General features: G+C 58.2%; 19 protein-coding genes. 5 read left to right on the forward strand and 14 right to left on the reverse strand.

The window, feature by feature from the left end; all coding sequences use genetic code 11:
* Positions 1-466 precede the first annotated feature (466 nt).
* Positions 467-913 (forward strand): NUDIX domain-containing protein, encoded by a 447-nt coding sequence (locus KP703_RS11175; protein ID WP_215754974.1) that lies wholly within the window; start codon positions 467-469, stop codon positions 911-913.
* A gap of 8 nt (positions 914-921) precedes the next feature.
* Here KP703_RS11175 and KP703_RS11180 read toward each other — a convergent pair whose 3' ends face one another.
* Positions 922-3,441, reverse strand: coding sequence for an excinuclease ABC subunit UvrA (locus KP703_RS11180; protein WP_215754975.1), 2,520 nt, complete (start codon positions 3,439-3,441; stop codon positions 922-924).
* A 142-nt stretch (positions 3,442-3,583) separates the two neighbouring features.
* On the opposite strand from KP703_RS11180, the gene mobB reads away from it, so the two are divergent.
* Positions 3,584-4,111, forward strand: a complete 528-nt coding sequence (gene mobB / locus KP703_RS11185) for a molybdopterin-guanine dinucleotide biosynthesis protein B (RefSeq protein ID WP_373687481.1) — start codon at positions 3,584-3,586, stop codon at positions 4,109-4,111.
* Here the strand turns inward: mobB and KP703_RS11190 are convergent.
* The 5 genes from KP703_RS11190 to fdnG all read right to left on the reverse strand — a co-directional run bounded on the left by KP703_RS11190 (position 4,093) and on the right by fdnG (position 11,028).
* Positions 4,093-5,313: a molybdopterin molybdotransferase MoeA gene (locus KP703_RS11190; protein WP_215754977.1), complete on the reverse strand. Its 1,221-nt coding sequence runs from the start codon at positions 5,311-5,313 to the stop codon at positions 4,093-4,095. The genes mobB and KP703_RS11190 overlap by 19 nt on opposite strands.
* A 62-nt stretch (positions 5,314-5,375) precedes the next feature.
* Positions 5,376-6,356 (reverse strand): formate dehydrogenase accessory protein FdhE, encoded by a 981-nt coding sequence (fdhE, locus tag KP703_RS11195; RefSeq protein ID WP_252354029.1) that lies wholly within the window; start codon positions 6,354-6,356, stop codon positions 5,376-5,378.
* Complete coding sequence (locus KP703_RS11200) at positions 6,353-7,006, reverse strand: formate dehydrogenase subunit gamma (protein ID WP_215754978.1); 654 nt, start codon at positions 7,004-7,006, stop codon at positions 6,353-6,355. Before KP703_RS11200 ends, fdhE begins: the two co-directional genes overlap by 4 nt.
* 2 nt (positions 7,007-7,008) lie before the next feature.
* Positions 7,009-7,968, reverse strand: a complete 960-nt coding sequence (gene fdxH / locus KP703_RS11205; RefSeq protein ID WP_215754998.1) for a formate dehydrogenase subunit beta — start codon at positions 7,966-7,968, stop codon at positions 7,009-7,011.
* A 9-nt stretch (positions 7,969-7,977) separates the two neighbouring features.
* Positions 7,978-11,028 carry a formate dehydrogenase-N subunit alpha gene (fdnG, locus tag KP703_RS11210; protein WP_215754979.1) on the reverse strand — a complete coding sequence of 1,017 codons (3,051 nt, stop codon included), beginning with the start codon at positions 11,026-11,028 and terminating at the stop codon, positions 7,978-7,980.
* 584 nt (positions 11,029-11,612) lie between these two features.
* On the opposite strand from fdnG, the gene KP703_RS11215 reads away from it, so the two are divergent.
* Together KP703_RS11215 and hpxZ are read left to right on the forward strand one after the other, a co-directional pair.
* Positions 11,613-14,021: a TonB-dependent receptor gene (locus KP703_RS11215; protein WP_062274020.1), complete on the forward strand. Its 2,409-nt coding sequence runs from the start codon at positions 11,613-11,615 to the stop codon at positions 14,019-14,021.
* Positions 14,022-14,136: 115 nt separating this feature from the next.
* Positions 14,137-14,538, forward strand: coding sequence for an oxalurate catabolism protein HpxZ (gene hpxZ / locus KP703_RS11220; RefSeq protein WP_062248558.1), 402 nt, complete (start codon positions 14,137-14,139; stop codon positions 14,536-14,538).
* Between the two features lie 21 nt (positions 14,539-14,559).
* Here the strand turns inward: hpxZ and xdhC are convergent, their stop codons facing one another.
* Genes xdhC through xdhA form a run of 3 tightly spaced genes read right to left on the reverse strand, consistent with a single transcriptional unit; the run spans position 14,560 to position 19,206 of the window.
* A complete protein-coding gene (gene xdhC / locus KP703_RS11225) occupies positions 14,560-15,381 on the reverse strand; it encodes a xanthine dehydrogenase accessory protein XdhC (RefSeq protein WP_062274024.1) in 822 nt (273 codons plus the stop codon).
* A 14-nt stretch (positions 15,382-15,395) separates the two neighbouring features.
* Positions 15,396-17,738 carry a xanthine dehydrogenase molybdopterin binding subunit gene (xdhB, locus tag KP703_RS11230; RefSeq protein ID WP_215754980.1) on the reverse strand — a complete coding sequence of 781 codons (2,343 nt, stop codon included), beginning with the start codon at positions 17,736-17,738 and terminating at the stop codon, positions 15,396-15,398.
* Positions 17,731-19,206 (reverse strand): xanthine dehydrogenase small subunit, encoded by a 1,476-nt coding sequence (gene xdhA, locus KP703_RS11235; RefSeq protein ID WP_215754981.1) that lies wholly within the window; start codon positions 19,204-19,206, stop codon positions 17,731-17,733. The genes xdhB and xdhA overlap by 8 nt, the downstream gene beginning before the upstream one ends.
* 203 nt (positions 19,207-19,409) lie before the next feature.
* On the opposite strand from xdhA, the gene KP703_RS11240 reads away from it, so the two are divergent.
* Positions 19,410-20,354 carry a LysR family transcriptional regulator gene (locus KP703_RS11240; protein WP_215754982.1) on the forward strand — a complete coding sequence of 315 codons (945 nt, stop codon included), beginning with the start codon at positions 19,410-19,412 and terminating at the stop codon, positions 20,352-20,354.
* A gap of 15 nt (positions 20,355-20,369) precedes the next feature.
* On the opposite strand, the gene KP703_RS11245 is transcribed toward KP703_RS11240, so the two are convergent.
* The 5 genes from KP703_RS11245 to KP703_RS11265 are packed head-to-tail and all read right to left on the reverse strand — an operon-like array spanning position 20,370 to position 24,985.
* Entirely contained in the window at positions 20,370-21,809 is a 1,440-nt protein-coding gene (locus tag KP703_RS11245; protein WP_373687482.1) for a nucleobase:cation symporter-2 family protein, read from the reverse strand.
* 4 nt (positions 21,810-21,813) lie between these two features.
* Positions 21,814-22,146 carry a hydroxyisourate hydrolase gene (gene uraH / locus KP703_RS11250; RefSeq protein WP_061504920.1) on the reverse strand — a complete coding sequence of 111 codons (333 nt, stop codon included), beginning with the start codon at positions 22,144-22,146 and terminating at the stop codon, positions 21,814-21,816.
* Entirely contained in the window at positions 22,143-22,649 is a 507-nt protein-coding gene (uraD, locus tag KP703_RS11255; protein WP_215754984.1) for a 2-oxo-4-hydroxy-4-carboxy-5-ureidoimidazoline decarboxylase, read from the reverse strand. The genes uraH and uraD overlap by 4 nt, the downstream gene beginning before the upstream one ends.
* Positions 22,646-23,539: an allantoinase PuuE gene (gene puuE / locus KP703_RS11260; protein ID WP_215754985.1), complete on the reverse strand. Its 894-nt coding sequence runs from the start codon at positions 23,537-23,539 to the stop codon at positions 22,646-22,648. The genes uraD and puuE overlap by 4 nt, the downstream gene beginning before the upstream one ends.
* A gap of 33 nt (positions 23,540-23,572) precedes the next feature.
* Complete coding sequence (locus KP703_RS11265) at positions 23,573-24,985, reverse strand: NAD(P)-binding domain-containing protein (RefSeq protein WP_215754999.1); 1,413 nt, start codon at positions 24,983-24,985, stop codon at positions 23,573-23,575.
* Positions 24,986-25,112: the final 127 nt, after the last annotated feature.

Genomic DNA, 25,112 nt, shown 5'->3' on the forward strand with positions numbered 1-25,112 from the left:
AATTCAGTCAGATCCCCTTAACCTAACAACCAAAAAGGCCGTCAGATCAAAAAGATACGCCGTCAGCATATCCCTCTCTTCGTATTCTCTTGTCAAAGACCTAACCGAACCGAGCCAAGCAATCTAGCAGATCCAGAGGAAGCTGCCAACCGTGATCTCGTCCGGTGAAGCGGTTTCTAAGCGATCGACCCCTACCCGTCAACACCATCCAACATAAAAACTTCAAAAAAGTGCGTCTTAATTTTTAGATAACGCCAAAACCCCGGTTTACCGCCAGTTTCCAACGGGATAGCCGCAGAATTATCTTCTCGGCCCTCGCTTCATCCATCGAAAACACACTCTTACGCCTGAGAAAGTCAGCAGCACAGGAGACCCGACGGGCCTCCCCTCCCCCTTTCAACGCTGGTGATAGGCTGGGGGTTGCTGATATGTCGGTCCTTTCCTGTCTCTAAGAGTGGACTTCATTATGCCGTCAGTCAGCCATCCGCCGATTGTCCATATTGCGACCGCCCTTATCTTTAATGACAAGGGCCAGACGCTTCTGGTCCGAAAGAAAGGCTCCCGCTTCTTCATGCAGGCTGGCGGCAAGATTGATGCGCAGGAAACAGCAGTTCAGGCGCTTGCCAGAGAACTGCATGAAGAACTGGGGATTACGGTCTCTCTGAACGAGAGCGATTTTCTGGGAACATTCACTGCGGAAGCCGCGAATGAACCCGGCCACCATATTCAGGCTGAAGTGTTCCGGATGACCTTATCTGCTCCAGTCACCGCACAGGCAGAAATTGCGGAAGTCCTCTGGATTGACCCGGCAAAGGCTCCAGATGAGCAGTTAGCTCCCCTCACCCGTGACACGCTGATGCCTTTGGCGGAAAAGATCCTGCTTTCCGCCCAGCCGACCAGCGAAGAGGCTTAAGCCGCCTCCTATATATAACGTGCCAGGAAGGGAGCTGTTTTGCTTTGAGGCTGCGCCGCGACATCCTTCGGAGTGCCCGCAGCGACAATATGGCCCCCGTCCTCACCAGCGCCCGGCCCCAGATCAATCACCCAGTCACTTGCTGCGGCCACGCGCATATCGTGTTCGGCCAGCACGACGCTGTTGTTCTGGTCCACCAGTGTCTGCAACTGGCGCATCAGACGATCGACATCTGAGGGGTGCAGACCGGTCGTGGGTTCATCCAGCACATACAACACATGGCCTGAGCGACGTTTCTGCAGTTCTGTAGCCAGCTTGATACGCTGCGCTTCCCCGCCAGAAAGCTCTGTTGCGGGCTGACCAAGCCGCAGATAACCCAGACCGCCCTGCTGCAACGTATCAAACCCATGCGCAATATTGGGTTCCGGCGCAAAGAAATCATGCGCCTCGTCAACACTCATTCCCAGCACGTCAGCAATGGTCTTGCCGCGCAAGGTGACCTCCAGCACTTCGGGCTTATAGCGCGTGCCATGGCATTCCGGGCACGGCGCATACACGCTCGGCAGGAAGAGCAGCTCCACCATTACGGAGCCCACGCCCTCACATTTAGGGCACCGGCCTTTGGCGACGTTGAACGAGAACCAGCCGGCGTCAAACCGTCTCTTCCGTGCTTCCGGCGTCGCAGCAAAAGCCTGACGGATCAGGTCGAACAGCCCGGTATAAGTCGCCAGATTGGAACGGGGTGTGCGGCCAATAGGCTTCTGGTCGATCACAACCAGCCGTTTGATCTTGCTCAGGCCGGAAACCACCTTGCCGACAGGCTGACCGGGCTCGCTATCGAGATGAGACGCATCATCCCCTTCTTCCGTCGCCGTTTCCGTCTCAATCGACTGGCCCAGAGCTTTCCCAACCACAGAGACCAGCGCCTGCCCCACAAGGCTGGATTTACCAGAGCCAGACACACCTGTAACAGAAACCAGCACGCCCAGCGGCAGAGAAAGGCTGACGTCGCTCAGGTTATTCCAGCAAATACCGGACAGTTCCAGCCAGCTCGCAGGCTTGCGCGGCGGCGTGTCCCGATGCGCTGGCGGGTTAAACAGATAGGGCCGCGTGCGGGACTCTTTAACTGCCTTCAAACCCTCAGGTGGCCCGCTATACAGAACGCGGCCACCATGCTCACCGGCGTCCGGCCCGACATCCACCAGCCATTGAGCCCGACGGATTACATCCGGGTTATGCTCGACCACCAGCAGGGAATTGCCCGCTTCAAGCAGGCCATCAAGGGCGCGCAGGAGAGCCTGCGTATCCGCCGGGTGCAGGCCTGAGCTGGGCTCATCCAGCACATACACCACTCCGAACAGGTTAGAGCGGATCTGCGTGCCCAGTCGCAACCGCTGATACTCACCCGGGGAGAGCGTCTGAACCGGCCGACTGAGTTGCAGATAGCCCAGACCGAGGTCGAGCAGCACGTCGATGCGCTCAATCAGTGCCTCGACAATGCCTTGGGCCGCGAGGGTTGTGGCATCTTTCTGTGTCAGCCCAGCCAGAGCCGAGCGTAATGCGTTCTGAATATGTTTGAGAGGAAGTTCGGACAGATCTGCGATATTGCGCCCGTCAAACGTCACCTTCAGCGCATCCGGGTTGAGCCGTTGCCCATGGCACACAGGACACGGCGCGCTGACCATGAAGGACGCCGCCCGCGCCCGCATCTTGGCACTCTGAGACTTTGTAAAAGTTTGCAGCACATACTGACGCGCACCGGTGAAGGTACCGTTATAGCCCGGTGGATCACCCCGCTTGATGGCAGCCAGCACTTCCTCATGCGTCAGGCCGGGATAAACCGGCTCCGTCGGGGTTTCCTCAGTATAGAGGATCCAGTCCCGCGTTTTCTTCGGCAGGTCACGCCAGGGCGTATCAACATCCACGCCACGCGTAATCAGGATATCCCGCAGGTTCTGCCCCTGCCATGCCGTGGGCCATGCCGCCACGGCCCGCTGGCGAATGGTCAGACTATCATCCGGCACAAGCGTCTGCTCGGTCACATCATAAATGCGGCCCATACCATGACATCGGGGGCATGCGCCCATGGGCGTATTGGGCGAGAAAGATTCTGCCTCCAGCCGGGACAGCCTCGGCGGATAGGTCCCTGCGCGAGAATAGAGCATGCGCAGAAGGTTGGAGAGCGTGGTGACACTCCCGACAGACGAGCGCCCGCTGCTTCCGCCACGTTGCTGCTGCAAAGCGACTGCGGGAGGCAGACCATCAATAGCATCCACCGCCGGAACCGGCATCTGGTTAAACAGACGCCGCGCATAGGGCGAGACAGATTCCAGATAGCGCCGCTGCGCTTCCGCATAAATCGTGCCGAAAGCGAGCGAGGACTTGCCGGACCCGGACACCCCGGTGAACACCACCAGCTGGTCTCGCGGTAAGGCGACATCGACATTTTTCAGGTTATGTTCGCGCGCCCCACGGACGCGGATCATGGTGCGTGGGTCGATGGGAGTGGTTTTTGTCTGCTCGTCCATACATCGCACTATACAGCTTCTGGCAGACAGGGAACCGCTGCACGCTCCCGCAATCTGTCAGACTTGCCATGCGTGACAAGCTCCCCCTTCCCCACCCAGACACGTATGATAAAGCGAGGCAGGCAAGACCGGAGACATGGCCATGAGAAAAACGATCCGACATCAGGCCATTTTTGGCATCACGGGCCGGAGTGGATCAGGGAAAACACACCTTCTGGCCCGTCTGCTGCCCGCCCTCCGGGCTCGGGGATTGAAGGTTTCCACCATCAAACACACGCACCACGCCATTGATATCGACAAACCCGGCAAGGATTCCTTCGTGCATCGGGAAGCTGGGGCGTCGGAAGTGATGCTGGCCACGCCGGACCGCTGGGTTTTGCAGCATACGCAACCTGACGCGCCTTTTACGCTGCCGGACCTGCTGGCCCGCATGACGCCGGTTGATCTGATCCTGATTGAGGGTTTTCACGCAACAGTGCCTGCCTGCCTTGAGATCTATCGCCCCAGTGTGGGCAAGGACCCTCTCTTTATGACGCAAAGCAATATTATCGCAGTGGCGACTGATACACCTGAGGCCGTCCCCACACCGCTTGCAGCGCTCGACCTAAACGATACGGAAGCGCTGGCCGCGTTTATTCTGGAACGGGCTGTTCAGATCCCGTTAAGCTGAAGCGGCAGAACCCAGCGGGTTTGTCCGGGCTCTACCGGTGCCTCCGGATCAACCCGCAACAAGGCCGAAGCGCGGGAGAACACGATAATATCGGACGCTCCCACAGTGGGCAGGGCGGACAAACGCCAGCCTTGAGGCTCGGGATGGCAGGCAACCGGGATAAAATGCGTTGTGCCCGCAACGGGTGTAAACGCAAAATCTGCCACAGCCGGAACTATAGGCGCAGACGCCGAGGCTCCCATCACAGCCCGCAGGTAAGGCAGAAGAAACACCAGCGCACAGATGGCAGACGCGCCCGGATTGCCCGGCAGACAAAAGGCTTTACGGGTGCCCTGCGTCATAACGGTCAGCGGTTTGCCGGGGCGGATTGTTACCCCCCGGAACACCGTCTGCGCGCCAAGGCTGCTGAGCGCATCCAGCACATTATCCGTCTGCCCGACCGAAATCCCCCCGGTGGTGACCAGCACATCGGCGTCAGCCCAAACCTGCGCCAGCGTCTCGCTGAGCTTCTGCTCGTTATCTGAGGGAACGGAATGCAGCGTCACCTCGGCTCCGGTCTCACGTAGCAAGGCGGCCAGCATGGGAGAGTTAGAATCTGCACGGGCGTCGGATGCATCCGCAGCCAGTTCGGCCCCGTTTGAGACCACGGCAACGCGCACAGGACGGACGACAGTGACATCTGCGATCCCCTGACACGCCAGAAGAGCGATATGCCGCCAGTCCAGACGGGTGCCACGTGTCAGCAGAATTTCGCCTTTGGAGAATTCCTCCCCTGCCCGCCTAATATTGGCGCCTTTATCAGCAAGCACCTTGGCGGGCATTACGCAGCCCGTCTCGGTCAGGCGCATGCGTTCCTTAGCCATCACGCAATCCGCACCTTGCGGAATACGCGCGCCAGTCAGAATGCCGAGAGCCTGACCCGTCGGCAGGGGCAAGGGTATATCGCCCGCAGCGGTTTGCCCGGCAACAGGCAGACCTGCCTGAGCGGCCTGCATGGCGGCATGATCAAACGCATAGCCATCCATGGCGGAAATATCGGCTTCAGGCCGGGCTGTAACGGCGCGCACATCTTCCGCAGCAATATGCCCGGCAGCCTCAGCCAGCGGAACACGTATACTTTGCAGAGAGGCGTTCTTCGCGCACTCGGCAATCAGCCGTAATGCGGTGTCACACGCCACCATGCTCGTAAAACTGTTCCGCATTGTCGGAAAAATCCTGTCCTGAAACACCCGGCTCCTGAACGCCGCCCTGCGGCGGCCGTCCTCTAGGCCGGAAGAGCGAACGGGTTCAGCGCCGCCCGGATAAACCCCTGATCTTCTAGTGCTGCATCCAGCACGACAGTGGCCAGATCATCCGCGAGCACTTCCAATACAGGATCACGATCCAGCCGGAAGAGTTTCACGTAACTCTTACAATCCCCGCAGGTTTCCGCCTGTATGGGAGCATTTGTGTTCTCAAAGGACCAGTAATCGATATGGTCCGTCGCGTCACACACGCTGCATGTGGCCCGCACTTTGTGCCAGCGCGTTTCACACAAGCTGCACTGAAGATACCGCAGCCCTTCCCGGTCACCCGTCAGAACCAGCGCGCCAGAGGGCGGCGCACCGCAACAGGGGCATGCTCCGCCTTCTGACCGACGCTGTTTCAACGCCTTGTCCTCGTCTGCCAGCAAGGCAATGGCCTGCGCCCAGAAAGCAGAGAGCGCGGCCCACAAAAAGACAGCCGCCCCGGCATCAACCTGATCATACTGCCCGGACAGCAGCGAATAGGCCTGCGTGGCCAGAACGTCCGGCTTTTCTGCAGCCAGAACTTTCAGCGCATCCTGCGTTTCCGCCGGAAGCTGAGCGCCGGCATCATCCACGAGAGTTGAGAAGGCTTTCTGCCAGTACAGGCTTTTCTCCAGCATGTCCTGCGTGGGGATATCCGGAGAGGTGTTTTTGCCGCGCAGCAGAACCCGAATGGGCACGGCCTCCGCGAGGCTCAGCGGGGTTTTCGCCAGCAGACGCCCCTGCGCGGCCACAAGGCCAGACAGAAAGCTGAAATACCCGGCGTTTATTTCCTCAGCCTCGGCAGAAGACGGCTCATTCTGAGCCGCCTCTTTCACCAGCTGGAAGGCCAGCTCTTCCAGCCGGGCCGAGCGGCGCGCATAGAGCGCCTCAAGCCTGGGGAAAATAACGGGCTCGATAGCGGGAACGCCGGGAATCCGCTTATCGAGTGAAGGAATGTCTGAGTGGTCTTTAATCATGAATGATGCTTTGCCGGAGTATCCTTGGAGGGTGCAACCTCTTCATCATACCACCGGTCATGATGCTGTTTGGCCCATGCGCGGGAGACGTAACCCGTCAGCATGCCCGTCACAGACCCACGCACCCAGATGCCCATATAGATATGGCCAATCACCAGCAGGATCAGACCAAGGCCAGCCAGAGAATGCGCCAGCAGCGCCAGACGAATGGCCGGAATAGGGAAATACCCGGCAAAGTAAGGCCGCCATGCCACAACACCCGTGGCAAACAGAGCGCTGATCAGCATCATGATGCACCAGAACAGGATTTTCTGCCCGGCGTTATATTTGCCAATTTTCAGCGGTTTCGTGTGCTTGTTCATCAGAACATCCACAATGTTCCGAAACCACGTCACATCCGTTCTGACCGGCATGTTGTGGTGCACAAAGCGGAAGAACATGCAGATCAGCAGCACGAACACCACCGTGCCGAGGAACGGGTGCAGCATTCGCGCCAGTTGCGGCGTGCCCAGCACACCGTTCATCCAGCTCAGGCTGGGGAAAAACCATGACAGGCCAGACATGGCGACCAGAAAGAAGCACGCCACCATGGTCCAGTGGCACATGCGGTCCACAAATTTGGTCCGCAGGATAAGTTTTTTGGTGTCCATGGTTATTCCCTCCCTGCGGGATGCTCATCCTGAGCCGTATCAGACGCTGCCACAGTCTCTTTTTCTTCAGCCAGCTTTGCAGGCTCAGCCTCGGGGTCCGGGATATCGACCGTATTCGGACCAACGCCGACATAGTGCGCAAAGGCCCCGGCCAGTGTGGCGATAAAGCCCAGAGCGCCAACCGGCTTCAGCCACTCTTTCCAACCCCGCACAAACGGGCTGATATGCGGGTCTTTCGGCAGGCGATGATACATTTCCGGCTTGTCGGCATGGGTCAGCACATACATCACGTGCGTGCCACCAACGCCCTGCGGGTCATACAGCCCTGCCCCGTCATGCCCACGGCTTTTCAGCTCTTCAATACGGGTTGCGGCCAGATCCTTCATTTCGGCTTTGGAGCCGAAGGAGATTGCACCGGTCGGGCAGGTTTTCACGCAGGCCGGTTCCTGCCCAACGCTCACACGGTCTGCACACAGGGTGCATTTGTAAGCCTTGTTATCTTTCTTGTTGATACGCGGCACATCAAACGGGCACCCGGCAATGCAGTAGCCACAGCCAATGCACTGGTCGGACTGGAAATCGACAATCCCATTCGCAAACTGCACAATCGCGCCGGGGCTGGGGCATGCCTTCAGGCAGCCCGGCTCCTCACAATGCATGCAGCCTTCTTTGCGCAGCAGCCATTCCAGAGTGCCGCTTTCATCTTCCACTTCGTCAAAGCGGATGACTGTCCAGCTTTCCGCCGTCAGGTCCGCCGGGTTGTCATACACCCCAACGTTATGGCCCACGTCATCCCGCAGGTCATTCCATTCTGAACACGCGACCTGACACCCCTTGCACCCGGTGCAAATGGAGACGTCAATCAGCTTGGCGACTTCCTGCTGATGGTCACGCGCCTGCGGTGCGGGCGTCAGGCCATTGGTTGCGGACCGCCTGATGATGTCCTGTGATTGCATTCCCATCATTCCACCTCAGGCTTTTTCAACATTAACAAGGAAGGCCTTGAATTCCGGTGTCTGGGAGTTTGCATCCCCCACTGCCGGGCTCAACGTATTGGCAAGGAAGCCTTTGCGCGTTGCGCCTTCAAAACCCCAGTGACAGGGGATGCCGATCTGGTCGAGCTCACGCCCCATCACGTTCAGGGTACGGATACGCTTGGTCACCACGGCCTTAGCCTCAATATACCCGCGCTGGGACGAGACTTTCACCTTGTCCCCTGCGGCAATATTCAGACGGCCGGCCAGCTTCTCACCAATCTCAATAAACTGTTCCGGCTGCGCGATGGCGTTCAGGCGAGAATGCTTCGTCCAGTGCCGGAAAAGCTCGGTAATGGAATAGGTGGTTGCCACATAAGGGAAGTCTTTCTGTTCCCCCATCCGCGCACGGTCATCCTTCAGCACACGTGCTGTCGGATTGTAGGTGACCTTCGGGTGCAGCGGGTTGTTAGCCAGCGGCGTTTCTGTCGGTTCGTACTGTTCCGGGAACGGGCCATCGACCATCCCACCGCAGGCAAACAGACGCCCAAGGCCGTCCGGCTGCATGATGAAGGGACTGACCCCACTGCCCGGCGGTGACGTCGGCGGATAGTCCGGCACATCGGACCCACCCCAGCGCTTGCCATCCCATTCCAGAATCTGGCGTTTGGGGTCCCACGGGCGACCATCCGGGTCCATGGAGGCACGGTTATACAGAATACGGCGGTTGGCAGGCCATGCCCACGCCCAGCCCGGTGTGCAGCCAAGCCCGGTATCCGTGTTATCCCGGCGGGCCATCTGGTTGCCCGCTTCCGTCCAGGACCCGGCGAATACCCAGCAGAAGCTGGAGGTTGTGCCGTCATCCCGCAGCACAGAGAAATCGGGCACCAGATGGCCTTTGGGGACCACAATATGGCCCTGCTCATCCGTGATGTCGGCCAGCGCATAGCCGTTACATTCGCGGGCCACTTCTTCCGGCGTCGGGTCTTCAGGATCTTTATAGTTCCACTGCATGTTCAGCACAGGCTCGGGGCAGACACCGCCCTCTTTCCTGTAAAGCTCACGCATCTTGGTAAAGATCGTGCCGATGACCTTGCCATCCTGCCAGGTTTCTCCGGGCGGTGCCGCGCCAGCAAAATGCCACTGCAACCAGCGACCGGAATTGACGATGGAGCCGTTTTCTTCCGCGAAGCAGGTTGCAGGCAGACGGAAGACTTCTGTCTGGATATCTTCCGTCTTCACATCATTAAACTGACCCTCATTCTGCCAGAAGGAGGACGTTTCCGTGCTCAGCGGATCAATCGTGACCAGGAATTTCAGCTTGGACAGCGCCGCAATGGTCTTGTTCTTGTCCGGCATGGCGGCCAGCGGGTTGAAGCCCTGCGCGATATAGCCGTTCACCTTGCCCTGATACATCATGTCAAAATAGGCCAGCATATCGTAGCTGCGGTCCCATTTTGGCAGCCAGTCATAGCCCCAGTTATTGGCGGCTGTGGCGTGATCACCCCACAGCGTCTTCATCATGCTCACAAAGAATTTCGGCGTATTGTGGTAGTAGTTCACCTGTCCGGGCACATCCGCCAAGGGCGTGGTGGCCTTCAGATAGGTGGCCATATCCTGCTGTTTGTCTGACGGCAGGTTCAGGTAACCCGGCAGACGCAGGGAGAGCAGCCCAAGGTCGGTATAGCCCTGAATATTAGAATGGCCGCGCAGGGCGTTCATGCCGCCGCCGGCCATGCCGATATTGCCCAGCAGCAGCTGGACCATGGCGGCTGAGCGGATAACCTGAGAGCCACTGGTATGATGCGTCCAGCCCAGTGCGAACAGGAAGGTAGAGGTCAGATCCGGCGCACTGGTGGCTGCCAGTGTTTCACACACATACAGGAAGTCTTTCACCGGTGTGCCGCAGAGCTGCGTCACCATTTCCGGCGTGTAGCGCTCCACATGTTTGCGCAGAAGGTTGATCACGCAACGCGGGTTCTGAAGTGTGGGATCCTGAAGGGCAAACCCTTTTTCGTCCCGCTCATACGTCCAGGAAGATTTATCGTAGGTGCGGTTTGCAGCGTCATAGCCGCTGAAAAGTCCCTCATCAAACGAGTAATCTTCCCGCACGATCAGGGCCGCGTTGGTATAGGCCTTAACGTATTCGTGCTGAATTTTGTCGTGAGACAGCAGGTAGTTCGCCACCCCCAGCATGAACGCCGCATCGGACCCCGCACGGATAGGCGTGTAGAAATCCGCCACCGCCGCACTGCGGTTAAAGCGCGGGTCCACCACCAGCACTTTTGCGCCGTTACGGATCTTGGCTTCCATCACCCATTTAAAGCCAACCGGATGCGCTTCCGCCGGGTTGCCGCCCATAATGAGCACGACGTTGGCGTTCTTGATATCCACCCAGTTATTGGTCATCGCCCCGCGCCCGAAAGTGGGAGCAAGCGCGGACACGGTGGGAGCATGGCAGAGGCGGGCCTGACAATCGAGCCCCAGCATCCCCAGAGAGCGGGCGAACTTAAAGTCCAGCAGTCCGGTCTCATTACTGGCGGCAGAGGATGCCAGCATCCCCGAACTCAACCAGCGGTTGACCAGCTCCCCTTTTTCATTCCGTTCGATGAAGTTTTTGTCACGATCATCTTTCAGCAGGCGGGCGATACGGGTCGTCGCCTCATCCCAGCTGATCCGCTTCCACTCCTTGGAACCCGGCGCGCGGTATTCCGGATACTGCAGACGGCCTGCACTATGAATGAAATCAACCAGCCCGGCCCCTTTAGGGCAAAGAGACCCACGGCTGACGGGATGATCCGGATCACCTTCAATATGGAAGATGCTCGGTTTGGCGTTCTTCGCGCCATCGCCAAGGCTGTACATCAGAATGCCGCAGCCAACGGAACAGTAGGTGCAGTTGTTCCGGGTCTCTTTAGCACGCAGCAACTTATATTGCCTGGAATCCCCCGCGTAGGCCTTCGGCGGTGCAAAACCCAGAGCGAGAGCACTGGCCCCGGCAACACATGTGCCGCCAGCCTTTAAAAATTGCCGTCTTCCCAGAGTCATTGCACTAAGCCTTCAGTTACGCATCGAATAAACTGCATAAGGAATATTTAGATGATTTCATCACAATCTGAATTGATGCAGATCATTTAACGACTTGCACGGCAAATCACTTTTCTTTCAAAACAAATAACTTATGGCAGTTTTCTATATTCATTCGAATATAGAATGAGCAACCATAGGTTGAATATTTAATCTTTCTTATACGTTTGTGGCATGGGGAGAGCATCTTTCCTTCACCCGCATAAACGCCTCGTCCCTTAAACATGAAGCATACAGGCTGCCCTGCACCCCTTGCCGGATCGACAGATCCTTATTAAACGCGGGCAACCCGACCTCATATTAGCAACGCTGAAGTGCTTTTTTTTATTTTGTGCGAACACCGTTCGTCTTTTATATAACGATTACGGATCATTCCTTAAGATTATCGGATAGAGAAATGCAGCCCCTTCTCCCATCTCATGCGCCAGACATGCACCGAGATATGGTCTCTGCTTTTTTCAAAATCCAAGACGTTTTCCCTCCCCTGGCCAAATCCTAGCGCCCTGTTCCCAAGCCGCTGTATCTCCTGACAGGAAAATCCCCGCATGCCCACCAAATGCCTACATCCCCGCAGTTCCATTGCTTGTCTGGCGGCTCGCCCTTCCCGCCTTTTCGTCACGAGCCTGACCGGAGCTGTAAGCCTGTGGGCCATGCTGGCATATGCTCAGGCCGCAACGGGAACGTCTCATGCCAGCCGCACGCATCACGGTGGCAAAGCAGTCTCTCCTGCAAAAACGGCGCAGCCCCGTAGCGTGGCGCGACGCCCATCAGGCCCGGTGCTTGCCAAAGGGGAAGAAGAAATCTCAGTCGCCTCCCATCGTCAGGCGCTGAATGGCGGTGGCGGGATGATGCGGCAGGAAACGGCTCCGCATGCCGTGCAGACGGTCACAAAAGCCTACATCAACATGCGCAGCCCGACTTCCACCGCGCTTGATCTGGTCAAAAACCTGCCCAGCCTGAACATTATGACGCCGGATAGCTCCGGCATGGAAGGCGGGCAGATCCAGTCTCGTGGTCTGACAGATCTGGATATGGCGCTGATGGTGGATGGGGCACCGGCGGCATCGGCCAAATACCTGTCGGAAAATATTGATTCCGAAAACCTTGAGGAAGTGAGCGTCACACCCGGCAGCGCCGCGCGTGATCTGCCGGTAATGTCCGCCGCAGGTGGCGTGATGAACTCCCGCACCCATCTGGCCTCCCGCAAAGCAGGCGGCATGGTGGATTTCTCCTACGGCACCAACAATCTCTCGCGCGAATTCATCCGTCTGGAATCTGGTGAAATTGGCAAAAGTGGCGTGCGCAGCTTCTTCTCCTTCTCCAACGCCCATGCGCGGAGCTGGATGGGGGCTGGCATCAACCAGCGTAAACATATTGATTTCGGGCTGCAGAAAGACTGGCAGAACGGCTCCAACGCCCGTCTCTTCCTTTCATGGAACTCGGCTGATTTCACGATCGACAATTACCCGACTGCTCAGGAATTCTTCCAATATAAACACACAGGCACTGGCTACGGACGGTCTGCTGATCCTAAGAGCGTCAATTACTGGAAGAACAATAACGATCACTGGAACCAGATTTTCCTGACGGCTCCTATCCATATTGTTCTGCCCAAAAAGTTCAACTTTGACCTCCAGCCTTACTTCAGCATGGGTCAGGGCTGGGATGCCTCTCCGGGCGGCGTGGCGGCAGAAGGGCAGTATACGCATAACAGCGGCGGCGCAGCCGTTCCGGCTGGCACCAACATGACCAGTTTCTTCCTTGAAAACGAAGCCCGTCAGGTCGGCGCTGTGGCCAAGCTGAGCTACGATATTGATAGCCACAACCATCTCACACTTGGCTACTGGTATGAAAACAACCAGACCATTCAGGGCTACCCCACCAGCACAACCATGGCGAACGGGGCGGCGGCCAGCCCGAACTGGGCAAAATATGCCGTCGGCGGTGCAATGTATGGCCAGAACGCAGGATATGAACTGCATTCCCTGTTCATCCAGAACCAGTCCCGCTACCTGAACAACAAGCTGCTGATTAACGCAGGCTTCAAGTTTGTCATGTCCAATGCGTGGAACCGTGGCTTTAGTGGTGAAAACAAGAACTGGATTTCAGGCGATCGCTCTGGCAACAACACCACAGCCCCCCTGCCCCAGCTGTCGATCAGCTATCAGATTGACCCGAACAGCCAGATTTATGTGAATGCGGAAGGCGATTATCGCCAGCCGAGTGCAACGGATATGGGCTGGCTCTCCGCCAGTGCGCCGATGCTGAAAAACCAGTATTCCATCAAGGAAGAACTGGGCTACCGCTATCACAACAAATACCTGCTGCTGGACCTGTCCTTCTTCAACTACAATGTAACAAACCGCATTGTGGACCAGTATCTGGGCATGAACAGCTTCAAGCCGTTTTCCATCGGCAACCAGACCATGCGCGGGCTTGATTTCATGATTGCCGGCAGAGAGATCCACGGCTTCAGCCCCTATGCGTCCGTGGAGTATCTGCACGCCACTCAGGACAGCAATGTTTTTGACCCGTATCAGAACATCATGCTGCACTCCAAAGGCACGCAGGCTGTCATGGCACCACACGTTATTGCAAACTTCGGCCTGACCTATACCTACAAAGGCTTTTTTGCGAACGGTGCGGTGCACTACACCGGCCCGCAATCTGTCTCTGTTGCCAATGACCAGCGCATTCCGGGTTACGTGACGGACTCCCTCTCTCTGGGCTATCACTTCAAGCCTGTTGGGTTCCTCAAATCCCCTACGTTTAAGCTGAACTTTACCAACCTGACCGGCTCTATTGTCCGTTCTGGCGCGATGGGCGCTGTCTATAGCGCCCACGATACCAGCACGGTTTATAGCGGCAGCAGCGCGGCTTACACGGGTTACGGCAACGCCTTCATGCTGGAACCGCGCTTTACCATGACAGGCACGGTCTCCACGTCCTTCTGATCAGCCTCTTTACGGAACGCTGTTCCCGTTCTTCAATACGGTGTCGAATGTCTCCCTCTGAGATGTCCGGCACCGTTTTTTTGTGTTCTGCCGCATAGCCTGAAAGACCCCGGATATGTTCAATACACCCGCTCTGGTGGCCGAAATCACCGCTCTTTCCGATGCTTATGAAAAAGCTCTTGGCGCGAATGACCTTGTCGCACTGGATGCCTTCTTCCACGACGGCCCGGAAACCGTGCGCTACGGCGTGGGTGAAAACCTGTATGGCGCGGAAGAAATTGCCGCCTTCCGACGCGCACGCAGCGGCGGCTCTCCCCCGCGCAAGGTTCTGCGCCGGGCCATTACTACTCTGGGCGAGAGTTCAGCCGTTGTCAGTCTGGAATTTCAGCGGGAAGGCTCTACCCGGATTGGGCGGCAAATGCAGACATGGGTGCTGACAGATAAAGGCTGGAAGATTATCGCCGCCCATGTCTCACTTATGGCAGAGCGCCCGGAAACCAGCCGCCCGGCCTCATAAATCTGTCAGAAAAATATGGCTTTATGCCGCCTGCGGCGGATGGGGCAGAAACCGTTCAATCAGTTCCGCCGCCACAAGGGCTGCAATAATTTCAGGCCGTTTGTCCCGCACACCCCGGTCACCAATCGGGCAGATCAGCGAGGCAATCCGCTCTTCGGGCAGCCCGATTTCCCGGAAGCTGGCTTCAAACCGGCGGCGCTTAGTGCGGGAACCAATCAGCCCGACGTAAGACAAATCCCCGCGCTCCAGAGCGGCGGCCACAATCAGGGCATCCAGCGAATGGTTAGGGGTTAGCACCAGCACGCCAGAACCGGCTGGCACTTCGGCCAGAACATGCTCCCAATCGGAGGTAACGCGTGCATCCACGCCCTCCGGCACCGTGCCAAATTCCTCCGCGCGCGGGTCCACCCAGATCAGACGCAGCGGAAGAGGCGCCAGAGCCCGTGCCAAAGCACGCCCGACATGCCCCGCCCCAAATAGCACCAGCACCGGCCAGGCCTCTTGCTGCCCGGTAAGCTGTTGTTGCAGGCAGGCAGCCAAAGCCGCATCCATGCGCGTGATGCGCACATCCACGCGGCCGCCGCAGCATTGCCCGGTTTCAGGCCCCAGCACAAAGCGATGAGACCAGTCAGTCTCTCCCCTCTGCAACAGGGTTCTGGCCTGATGCACACAGTCCCATTCCAGACACCCACCGCCGATGGTCCCGGCCTGCCAGCGTTCCCCAATCAGCATGAAAGCCCCGCTTTCTCGCGGGGTGGAGCCACGCACATCCATGATCTGCACACACGCGACCGGCGGTGCATCGGGAGACCACTCAGACAGACGTGCGGCAAGCTCCTTCATGCCATTGCCGCCGCTCAGTGCGCCGCCTGCTGCCGCATCCGCTCAGCCGTGCGCAAAATCTGCTCCGGCGTGGCGGGGGCATCAAGCTGTGGGCAGGTCTGATAATCATTTAGGCTGGCGAGCGCATCGGAAATAGCCTGCAACACCGCCACACCATGCACAAAGGGTGGCTCCCCCACCGCCTTGGAGCGGAAAATAGTTGCCTCCTGATTAGGAGAATGCTCCAGCAACGCCACGTTGAACACGCGAGGCCGGTCTGAACAGGCCGGGATTTTATACGTGCTGGGGGCATGGGTGCGCAGCCGGCCTGTGTCATCCCACACCAGTTCTTCCATGGTCAGCCAGCCCGCACCCTGCACAAAGCCCCCTTCAATCTGCCCGATATCAATAGCCGGGTTCAGAGACTGCCCGGCATCATGCAGAATATCCACACGCTCAATACGGTTCTCACCGGTCAGCAGATCAATCGCCACCTCGGCGCACGCTGCGCCATAGGCAAAATAGTAGAAAGGACGCCCGCGTCCGGTTGCCGCATTCCATGAAATTTTAGGCGTTTTGTAGAAGCCATTGGCCGAAAGCGAAACGCGAGCAAAATAGGCCGCCTTGGTCAGCTCGGGGAAAGAGATAACCTGCTCCCCAACCTGCACGCCGTCTGGCAAAAACTGCACACTCTCTTCCGGCACCTGCCAGTGTTCAGCTGCGAAGCTGACCAACCGGGCCTTGATCTTCTGCACCGCATCCAGCACCGCCATACCGTTCAGGTCTGCGCCACTGGACGCCGCCGTAGCAGAAGTATTGGGCACCTTGCCGGTGGTCGTTGCGGTAATGCGCACGCGGTCTTCCGTCAGGCCGAACTCCCGCATGGCAATCTGCACCATTTTGGTGTGCAACCCCTGCCCCATTTCCGTGCCGCCATGATTCACCTGCACAGAACCATCCGTATAAACATGCACCAGCGCGCCGGCCTGATTGTAATGGGTCGCGGTGAAGGAAATCCCGAATTTTACCGGCGTGAGGGCAATACCGCGTTTGATGCACGGGCTGCTTTTATTAGCCTCCCGCAAGGCCTGCCGACGCAGGCGATAGTCACAGCGCTCGGCAAGCTGCGTCATGACCTCGCCCGCAATCGAATCTTCCACTGTCATATGATACGGCGTGATGTTGCGCGTGCCGGTGCCATACACATTGCGCACCCGCACATCCAGCGGGTCCAGCCCGGTGGCAAAGGCTATTTCCTCAATCACCCGCTCCGCCGCCACAATGCCCTGAGGGCCACCAAACCCACGATAGGCCGTATTGGACTGGGTGTTGGTTTTCAGCGGTTCTGATTTAAACCGCACATCCGGATAGAAATAGGCATTGTCCGCATGGAACAGGGCTCGGTCCACCACAGGGCCGGACAGATCTGCGGCCCAGCCACAGCGGGCCGCCAGCACCATATCGACGGCAAGAATATTACCCGCATCATCAAACCCGACTTCGTAATCAATCACGAAGTCATGCCGCTTGCCGGTCATCATCATGTCGTCATCACGGTCCAGCCGCATTTTTGCAGCGCGACCTGTGACATGGGCGGCAATCGCGGCAAGGCAAGCGGGGGTATTGGCCTGAGATTCCTTTCCGCCAAAAGCGCCCCCCATACGGCGGACTTCAACCGTCACCAGATTGCTCGGCACATGCAGGCAATACGCCACCATGTGCTGCGTTTCTGTGGGGTGCTGGGTGGAAGACCACACCCGCATCTCGCCTTCTTCTCCGGGCTGCGCCAGTGCCGCCTGCCCTTCCAGATAGAAATGCTCCTGTCCGCCAACCGTCACCTGACCAGAGAGCCGCCGGGGGGCCGCCGCCAGCCCTGTCTCCACATCGCCCCGGCTCATGACCAGAGGACGCCAGACCAGAACGCCCCCGGCCTCCCGAGCCTGCGCGATATTCAGCACGGCTGGCCGCTCTTCATACTCAATTTTCGCCAGTTTGGCCGCGCGACGTGCAACCCCTCGATTTTCCGCCACCACGACAAAAATCGGCTGGCCGTAAAAGCACACCTCGCCATCCGCCAGCAAAGGCTCATCCCCTTTGCCAACGGCACTGACCTGATTGTCCCCGGGGATATCCGCCGCCGTCAGCACACACACCACACCGGGCACGGCCCGCACGGCCTCAAGATCCATGGAGATAATCCGGGCATGCGCTTTGGTGCTTAAGCCCGGAACCACATGCAGCAGGCCCTGCGGTTCCGGCAGATCATCAATATAGGCCGCACTGCCGGAAACGTGCATCCGGGCACTTTCATGCCGCAGGCTTTTGGAAGCACCGCCCGGCACGATCCGGGGCGTCTGTTTTGTCAGAGTTTCAGACATGAGCCTGCTCCTTCCACCCGGCCAGCCGGGTTTCTGTCCCTGCATGCTCAGGGGCTGTTTCCACAAACAGGCGCGTCAGCAAATTCACGGCGACGGTCTGACGATACCATGCGCTGGACCGCATATCGGAAATCGGCGCGAAATCTGTTTTCATGGCCTCCTGAGCAGCCTTCAACGTAGCGTCCGTCCAGAACTTGCCTTGCAAGGCCGCTTCCGTCGCAGAAGCACGTTTGGGCGTTGCCGCCATACCGCCGAAAGCAATCCGCGCGGTGGCAATCCGCCCGGCATCATCAAACACCAGCGAGAACGCCCCAAGCACGGCAGAAATATCCTGATCAAATCGCTTGGAAATCTTGTAAGCCCGAAAAACGGTGCCCGGCTGAGGCTCGGGGATCACCACAGCTTCAATAAACTCGCCCGGCTGCCGGTCCTGCTTACCATAGGCCAGAAAATACTCTTCCAGCGGCAGACTGCGATGTGCCTCCCCACAGCGAAGTTTCAGCACAGCGCCAGCTGCAATCAGGAGAGGCGGTCCGTCCCCGATGGGCGAGCCATTGCCAATATTGCCACAGACCGTGCCTGCATTCCGCACCTGCGTGGAGCCAATACGTCGGATGACCTCACCAGCATCAGGCAGGAGCGCTGCAATCGGCTCTTTGGCCTCCGTGTAGGTTACGGCGGCACCAATCCTCAGCCCTTCCGGCGTAGACTCAATTTTATGCAGATCCGGCACCAGCCCGACGCTGATCAGATGCGGCAAGGTGCGCAGGCCTTTGGTCACCCACAACCCGACATCCGTTGCACCAGCGACCAAGGTTGCCTGCGGGTCTGTCTGATACGCTGCGGCCAGAGCGTCTGCACTGGCGGGAAGAGTGACGCGACCCTCCGGCCCCGCAATCTCCACCGTCTGCCCATCAGCCAGAGCCTTCAGGCGGGTTTTGATCGCCTCTGTCTGCGTATCCAGCGCGTCTCCCGGTGTCGTCAGCGCCTGCTTCATAGCCCGTACAATGGGAGCATAGCCGGTGCAACGGCAGAGATTGCCTGCGAGAGCTGTGTTAATGGCCTCGTCCTCCATGGAGGCACCGGGCGTCTTGCAATAGGCCACCATCGACATCACAAAACCCGGTGTGCAAAAGCCGCACTGAGCGCCGTGCAGATCCACCATGGCCTGCTGCACCGGATGCAGCGCGCCGTCCGGGCTGCGGAGGTCTTCCACGGTAAAAAGCTGTGCGCTGTCCAGCATCCACAGGAACTGGATACAGGCATTCACCGCCCGCCAGACCAGCGTATCGCCTTCCAGCCGGACGACCAGAACTGTGCAGGCCCCGCAGTCGCCCTCATTACAGCCTTCCTTGGTGCCCGTGCGGCGGCGGTCTTCCCGCAGCCAGTCCAGCACGGTCCGGGTCGGACTGAACCCAGAGACTTCGTGACGGACATTTCCAAGGTAAAACCGTATAGACTCCCGCATAAAATGCGCTCTCCTGCTGGAACATGCCGCCCGGTGGATGATGGGCAAGCGGTTCCGGGTCATGATGGTATTGTTTCAGAATCATCTCATTTTCGGGTTTCGTCCAACACAAAGAATGCGACGCCCTGTTGCGTTTTTGTCGACATACCGCCAACAGTTCCACGCGATGCTCAACACCCTTCCCTGCTGTCTGGAGATGCGCCATGCGGAGCCCTAACCGCGTTTTTACGCTATCCCGGTTTTCCATTTATTTTGAGATGGTTGCACAGACTGGCTCCATCCGGCAGGCGGCAACCGCTCTGAATGTTTCACCCTCCGCAGTAAACCGGCAAATTCTGGCTGTGGAAGAGGAAATGGAAACCCCTCTGTTCCATCGTCACAGTTCGGGCCTGACCCTGACGACTGCGGGGGAGTTGCTCTTGGCAGCCATTATCTCCGGCAAGCGGGATTTTGAGCAATTTCAGTCCCGGCTCGACAGGCTCTCCGGCCTGCATGGCGGTGTGGTAGAAATTGCTGCCATTGAAGCCGTGAGTGACAGGCTCATACCGGACATCCTCTCCGACGTGACCAAGCAGCATCCGCGCGTGGAATTCAAGCTTCAGACACTGGACTTCAAAGCCATCTGGCAGGCTGTCAGCCGGAATGAAGTTGATTTCGGGATTTCTCTGGCAGGAAAATCCTCGCGGCAGGTGCGCATTGTCAGCACACTCCAAGCCGCTATCGGGTTTGTTGTCCGCCCCGACCATCCGCTGGCTCAGCGGGACCATGCCCGCCTGAACCATGTGTTTGGCAGCAAGCTGATTTTACCGGACAGCACGCTGGCTGTGGGCGCGGCCATTCAGGAAGGGCTGGCCCAGCATAACGTCAGCCTGCATCCCACGTTTACCAGCAACCGGATTGCCAGCATCAAGGCCCTGATCCGCAGCGGTCTGGGGGTTGGCATGCTAACCCAGATGGATGTGATGAATGAGGTAAAAGCGGGCGAACTCTGTTTTGTGCCGCTGACTGAGTCCGGCATCAAACCGCTTGGCTTTTGCCTGTTCTATAATACGCAACGGCGGCTCTCTGCCGCCGCCCAGACCACGCTTGATCTGATTACCGAGAACTTCCACGCACTGGCAGAGCAGAACGCGGAAGTGGCCTCCTGAACCGCAAGAGAGGCCTTAGCCCTCGCGCACAGTTTCCTCGTGTGACAGTGCGGCCTCCATGCCCTCTGCCGGGATGGTTTTAGAAGGCTGATCGCCTATCACTACACCATGCTTATTGGCTGGCATAAAGTGGTTGAACACCAGATGCAGGCTCATGGCCGCCATGGAACCCAGTGTAATCCCACTGCCGAAAATGATCTGCGCCCAGCTGGGGAAGTTATCGGCAATATGCGGCTGAGCCGTAGCCAGCATGCCAAGGCCGATGCTGGTGCCAACGATAATCATGTTGTTCTGATTATCAAAATCCACCTGCGCCAGCGTCTGAATACCCACCACGGCCACCGCCGCGAACATGGCCAGAGCAGCACCGCCCAGCACAGGCAGCGGCACACTTGCCATAATGGCCGCCAGCTTGGGGATACATCCCAGCACCATCATGATGATCGCAGCAGACGCAACCACCCAGCGGCTTTTAACCTGCGTTAGCCGCACCAGCCCGACATTTTCTGCAAAGCAGGTGTAGGGGAAGGAATTAAAGACCCCGCCAATAAACGTCGCCAGCCCGTCCGCCCGGATGGCTGCGGCAATATCAGCAGAGCCAATCGGCTTTTTGACAATCGCCCCCGTTGCAAACACATCGCCCGTTGTTTCCAGCATGGAAATGATCATGACGATAATCAGCGAGAGAATAGGCACGACATGAAAGGTCGGCATCCCGAAGTAGAACGGCTTTGAGATGGTGAGCAGCGGCGCTGCCCCGACATCGGCAAAATGCGCGTCTCCCAGCACCCAGGCAACCAGCGTCATGCAGACCAGACCGATCAGCACCGCAATGGTGCCCAGAAACCCGCGACAGAATTTCTGAATGGCCAGAATAAAGAACAGCGTGCCCAGCCCGTAAGCCACATTGCGCAGTTCCACCGGGTTTTGCATGGCGTTGGTGCCATGCCCGGCCACAATGTCATTGGCCGCAACAGGCAGCAGCGCCAGCCCGATGACCAGAATGACCGAGCCCGTCACCACCGGTGGGAAAAAGCGGATCAGCCGGGAAAAATACGGGGCGACAATGTATGAAAAAATACCGGCGACAATGACGGAGCCAAAAATCTGCCGAAGACCTTCAACCCCGCCACCGGCTGACACACCAATGGCGATCATCGGCATGACGGCCACAAAGGTTACCCCCTGCAGGAGCGGCAGCCGCACCCCGATCTTGCCAATGCCGACCGCCTGAATGAAGGAGGCAATGCCGCAGGTAAACAAATCTGCTTCAATCAGATGTTCCAGCATCTCATGCGAAAGACCAAGCGCGCTGGCCAGCAGAATGGGAACAATAACCGCAGCCGCATAAAATGTCAGAACATGCTGAAAGCCGTAAATAGCCAGCTCCCACAAGGGGAGGACCTCATCAACGGGATGAACAGGTTCGGTCGTATTACGTTTGTCGAGGGTCACGCACTCAACTCCCTCGGTAAGTCGAATATCCATATGGGGCGGCAAGCAGCGGCACGTGGGCATGCCCCTCCGCACTCAGCCCGAACACAAGGGGGACAACATCCAGAAATGGCGGATCTGCCAGCTCATGCCCCTGTGCGCGGAAATAGGCTGCAATTTCAAACTCAAGCCGATACTGGCCGCCCTCAAGCGTCAGCTCCCGCAAAGCGGGGCAACGGCCATCGGCATCGGTCTGGCCTTCAAACAGCACGGACGCGCCTGAAAACAGACGCAACCGCACACCCGCAGCAGGGCGGCCGGAAACGGTATCCAGCACATGCGTTGATAAAGAACTCATGCCTTTACTTTATCCTGCAAGCGTAAAGAGGCAATAGCATCAATCTGCTTCAGCGCCTCAGCCAGTTCGGCCTCCGGCGTGCTGGCCAGACGCTGCGCCATGGCCTCCAGAATAACGGCTTTACCCGCCTTGCGCACACAGATGACAAACGGCATGCCAAATTTGTCCCGATACGCCGTATTCAGGCTTTGAAAGTGCTCATATTCAGCCGGGGTCAGACGGTCCAGCCCGGCACTCCCCTGCTCCTGCGCAGAAGCTTCGCTAAGCGCCGGATCAATCCCGGCGCGATGCCCAAGTTCCGGATGCGCGCGGACCAGAGCAATCTGGCGGTCATGCCCGGCCTTCTGCACCACGTCAGAAAACGCTGTCAGCATAGCCTCCTTGCTGGTGAAGGGCCGCTGTGTTGCAGCCCCTTCCGCCACCCAGGGAGAGTGTTCATACAAGCCGCCAAACTCGGCCACAAAGGCCGGAACTGGCAGGGCGTTCACATCATCAAGCGTCATGCCGGGTGCACCGAAAGCCAGTGGCGCGCAATGTCCAGTCGGGTTGCAACCCAGACGTTCTCATGCGCCTGCACATGCTCCAGAAAGCGCGCCACAGCCAGCGCACGGGCAGGCTTGCCTGCCAGCCGGCAATGCAGGCCCACGGACATCATCCGCCCGCCTTCCCGATACAGCATGTCAAACGTATCACGCAGGTAGCGGAAGAACTGCTCGCCTTCCGTAAAGCCGTTCAGCGCGGCAAATTTCATGTCATTGACGTCCAGCGTATAGGGCACAATCAGCTGAGGCCGCCCGTAACGCCGGTCATAATACGGCAGGTCATCGGCGTAGGAATCTGCGTCGTAAACAAAGCCCCCTTCCTCCACAACCAGACGCGCCGTGTTCGGGCTTGTGCGCCCCTGATACCAGCCGAGCGGGCGGGAGCCGGTCACCTGCGTATGCAGTGCAATGGCCTCCTGAATATGCGCACGCTCAACGTCTTCGGGGATATCCTGATAATCAATCCAGCGCAGGCCGTGGGTGGCAATTTCCCAGTCACCCTCTTTCATAGCCGCGACCGCTTCCGGATTGCGGGCCATGGCCAGAGCGACACCAAACACCGTTGGCCGGATGCCTGCGGACTGGAACAGCCGCTGCAACCGCCAGAACCCGGCGCGGCTGCCATATTCATACAGACTTTCCATCTGCATGCAGCGCGCATCGGGGATAGAGCGCGTCCCCACCATTTCTGACAGGAACGCCTCCGAGCCTTTGTCCCCATGCAGGACGCAGTTTTCCGCGCCCTCTTCGTAATTGATGACAAACTGCACGGCAATGCGCGCACCACCCGGCCACTGAGGGTCAGGCGGTGTCGGGCCATATCCGGTCATATCCCGCGGATAATCAGTCATGCTTTCTCCGGCTCTGCTTGGTTCTGTCGTCTCTTACACAGGTGGGGCAAGGCTGACGAGTTCGTCGGTGTCGTAATCCAGCAGGCTTTGCAGCTGCTTTTCCCCATCCTGCACAAAGAGCTCACGCCCGATGGACTGGGCCAACCGCTCTACGCCAAACCGCATCCCGCTTATGGACGCACCAGACAGCCCCATGCTGGGGGTGGCGGCAAAGGTGAAGTTGTGAATGGCTGCCAGCATCGGAGCCATCGGGTCCGCCGCGTTGCGGGGCAGGAACTGGAAGTTGCCGCCCAGATAGGGGTGGCTGGACAGCACTTCACTTTCTTCCCCTTTGGGAGCCGTAAAGCGATCCCGCCACAACGTCACATTCTCAGCAAAACGATGCATTTCCGGGCGGCGGGTCAGGTCAATAACAAAGCCTGTGCCGATAATCAGGAAATCAAACGTCATTTTGCCATGCGGTGTCGTGACGACCACGCCGTCCGCTGTTTCCTTCACAGCCAGCCATGGGGTGCCGGTATGGAAGGCAAAATTCTCATGCTTGCGGCAGCGCCAGAACGTATCCTGCGGCGGCGGCTGGTTCAGGTCATAAATCCGATGCATGAAGCGCCAGCGGATCAGATCAGGCAGATCAGCAAAATAGCCGAGGAAGCCTGCGTTCTCCATCCAGCGATACGGGTTCACACTCGGGATTTTAGGCCGACGCAGGCACAGATCAACACGCCCTGCGCCCAGTTCCAGCGCTGTGGCAGCATTATCAAAAGCCGAAGCGCCTGCCCCCAGCACGCCAATACGTTTGCCTTTGAGTGCTGCAAAATCAATCTGCTGGCTGGTGTGGGCATAACGAGACGTGGGAAGAGCCTGCGCAATAAAGTCCGGCACATGCCAGGCCCCGCCGCCTTCAATCCCGGTAGCCAGCACCATTTTACGCGCCCAGACATGGGACTGCGCACCATTCGCCTGCTGGAAAGTCAGGCGGAGCAAGCCATCCTGCCAGTCGATATCAACCAGTTTCCGGTCATTCTGCACGGGCAGAGACAGCACATCGCGTAGCCAGTCCAGATAAGCCTGCCAGTCCTGGCGGGAGATTTTATCCAGCGCCTTCCACGCTTCCACCCCATAACGGGCTTCAAACCAGGATTGCGGCGTCAGGCTAGGGATCCCCAGATCCGGCCCGGTGACATGCTTGGGCGTCCGCAGGGTGATCATGCGGGCAAATGTCACCCACGGACCTTCTCCGCCACGGGCTGCCTGATCAAAAATGCAGGTATTGCTCAGGCCACGCCGACGCAGGGCAAAACATGTGGCCAGACCACCCTGCCCGCCGCCGATAATGGCCACGTCCAGAACACGCTCCCCCTCCCGCTCCAGCGGCGCGCACCAGTCACCCGTTGCGTAGCGGATCTTGGCCAGATCATCGCGAACACGACTTTCAAGCTGGTCCAACCCTGAAGAGGAAGAAACTTGTTCCATATGCACTTCAAACCTTATCTTTATCTGAACCTACTGCCATCTGAAACAATTTCACACCCGGACCATTCTTGTATATGACTTAATTCAGTCTAATCCGTTC

The organism is Acetobacter sp. P5B1 (genome assembly GCF_018811985.1).
Taxonomy (GTDB): domain Bacteria; phylum Pseudomonadota; class Alphaproteobacteria; order Acetobacterales; family Acetobacteraceae; genus Acetobacter; species Acetobacter cerevisiae.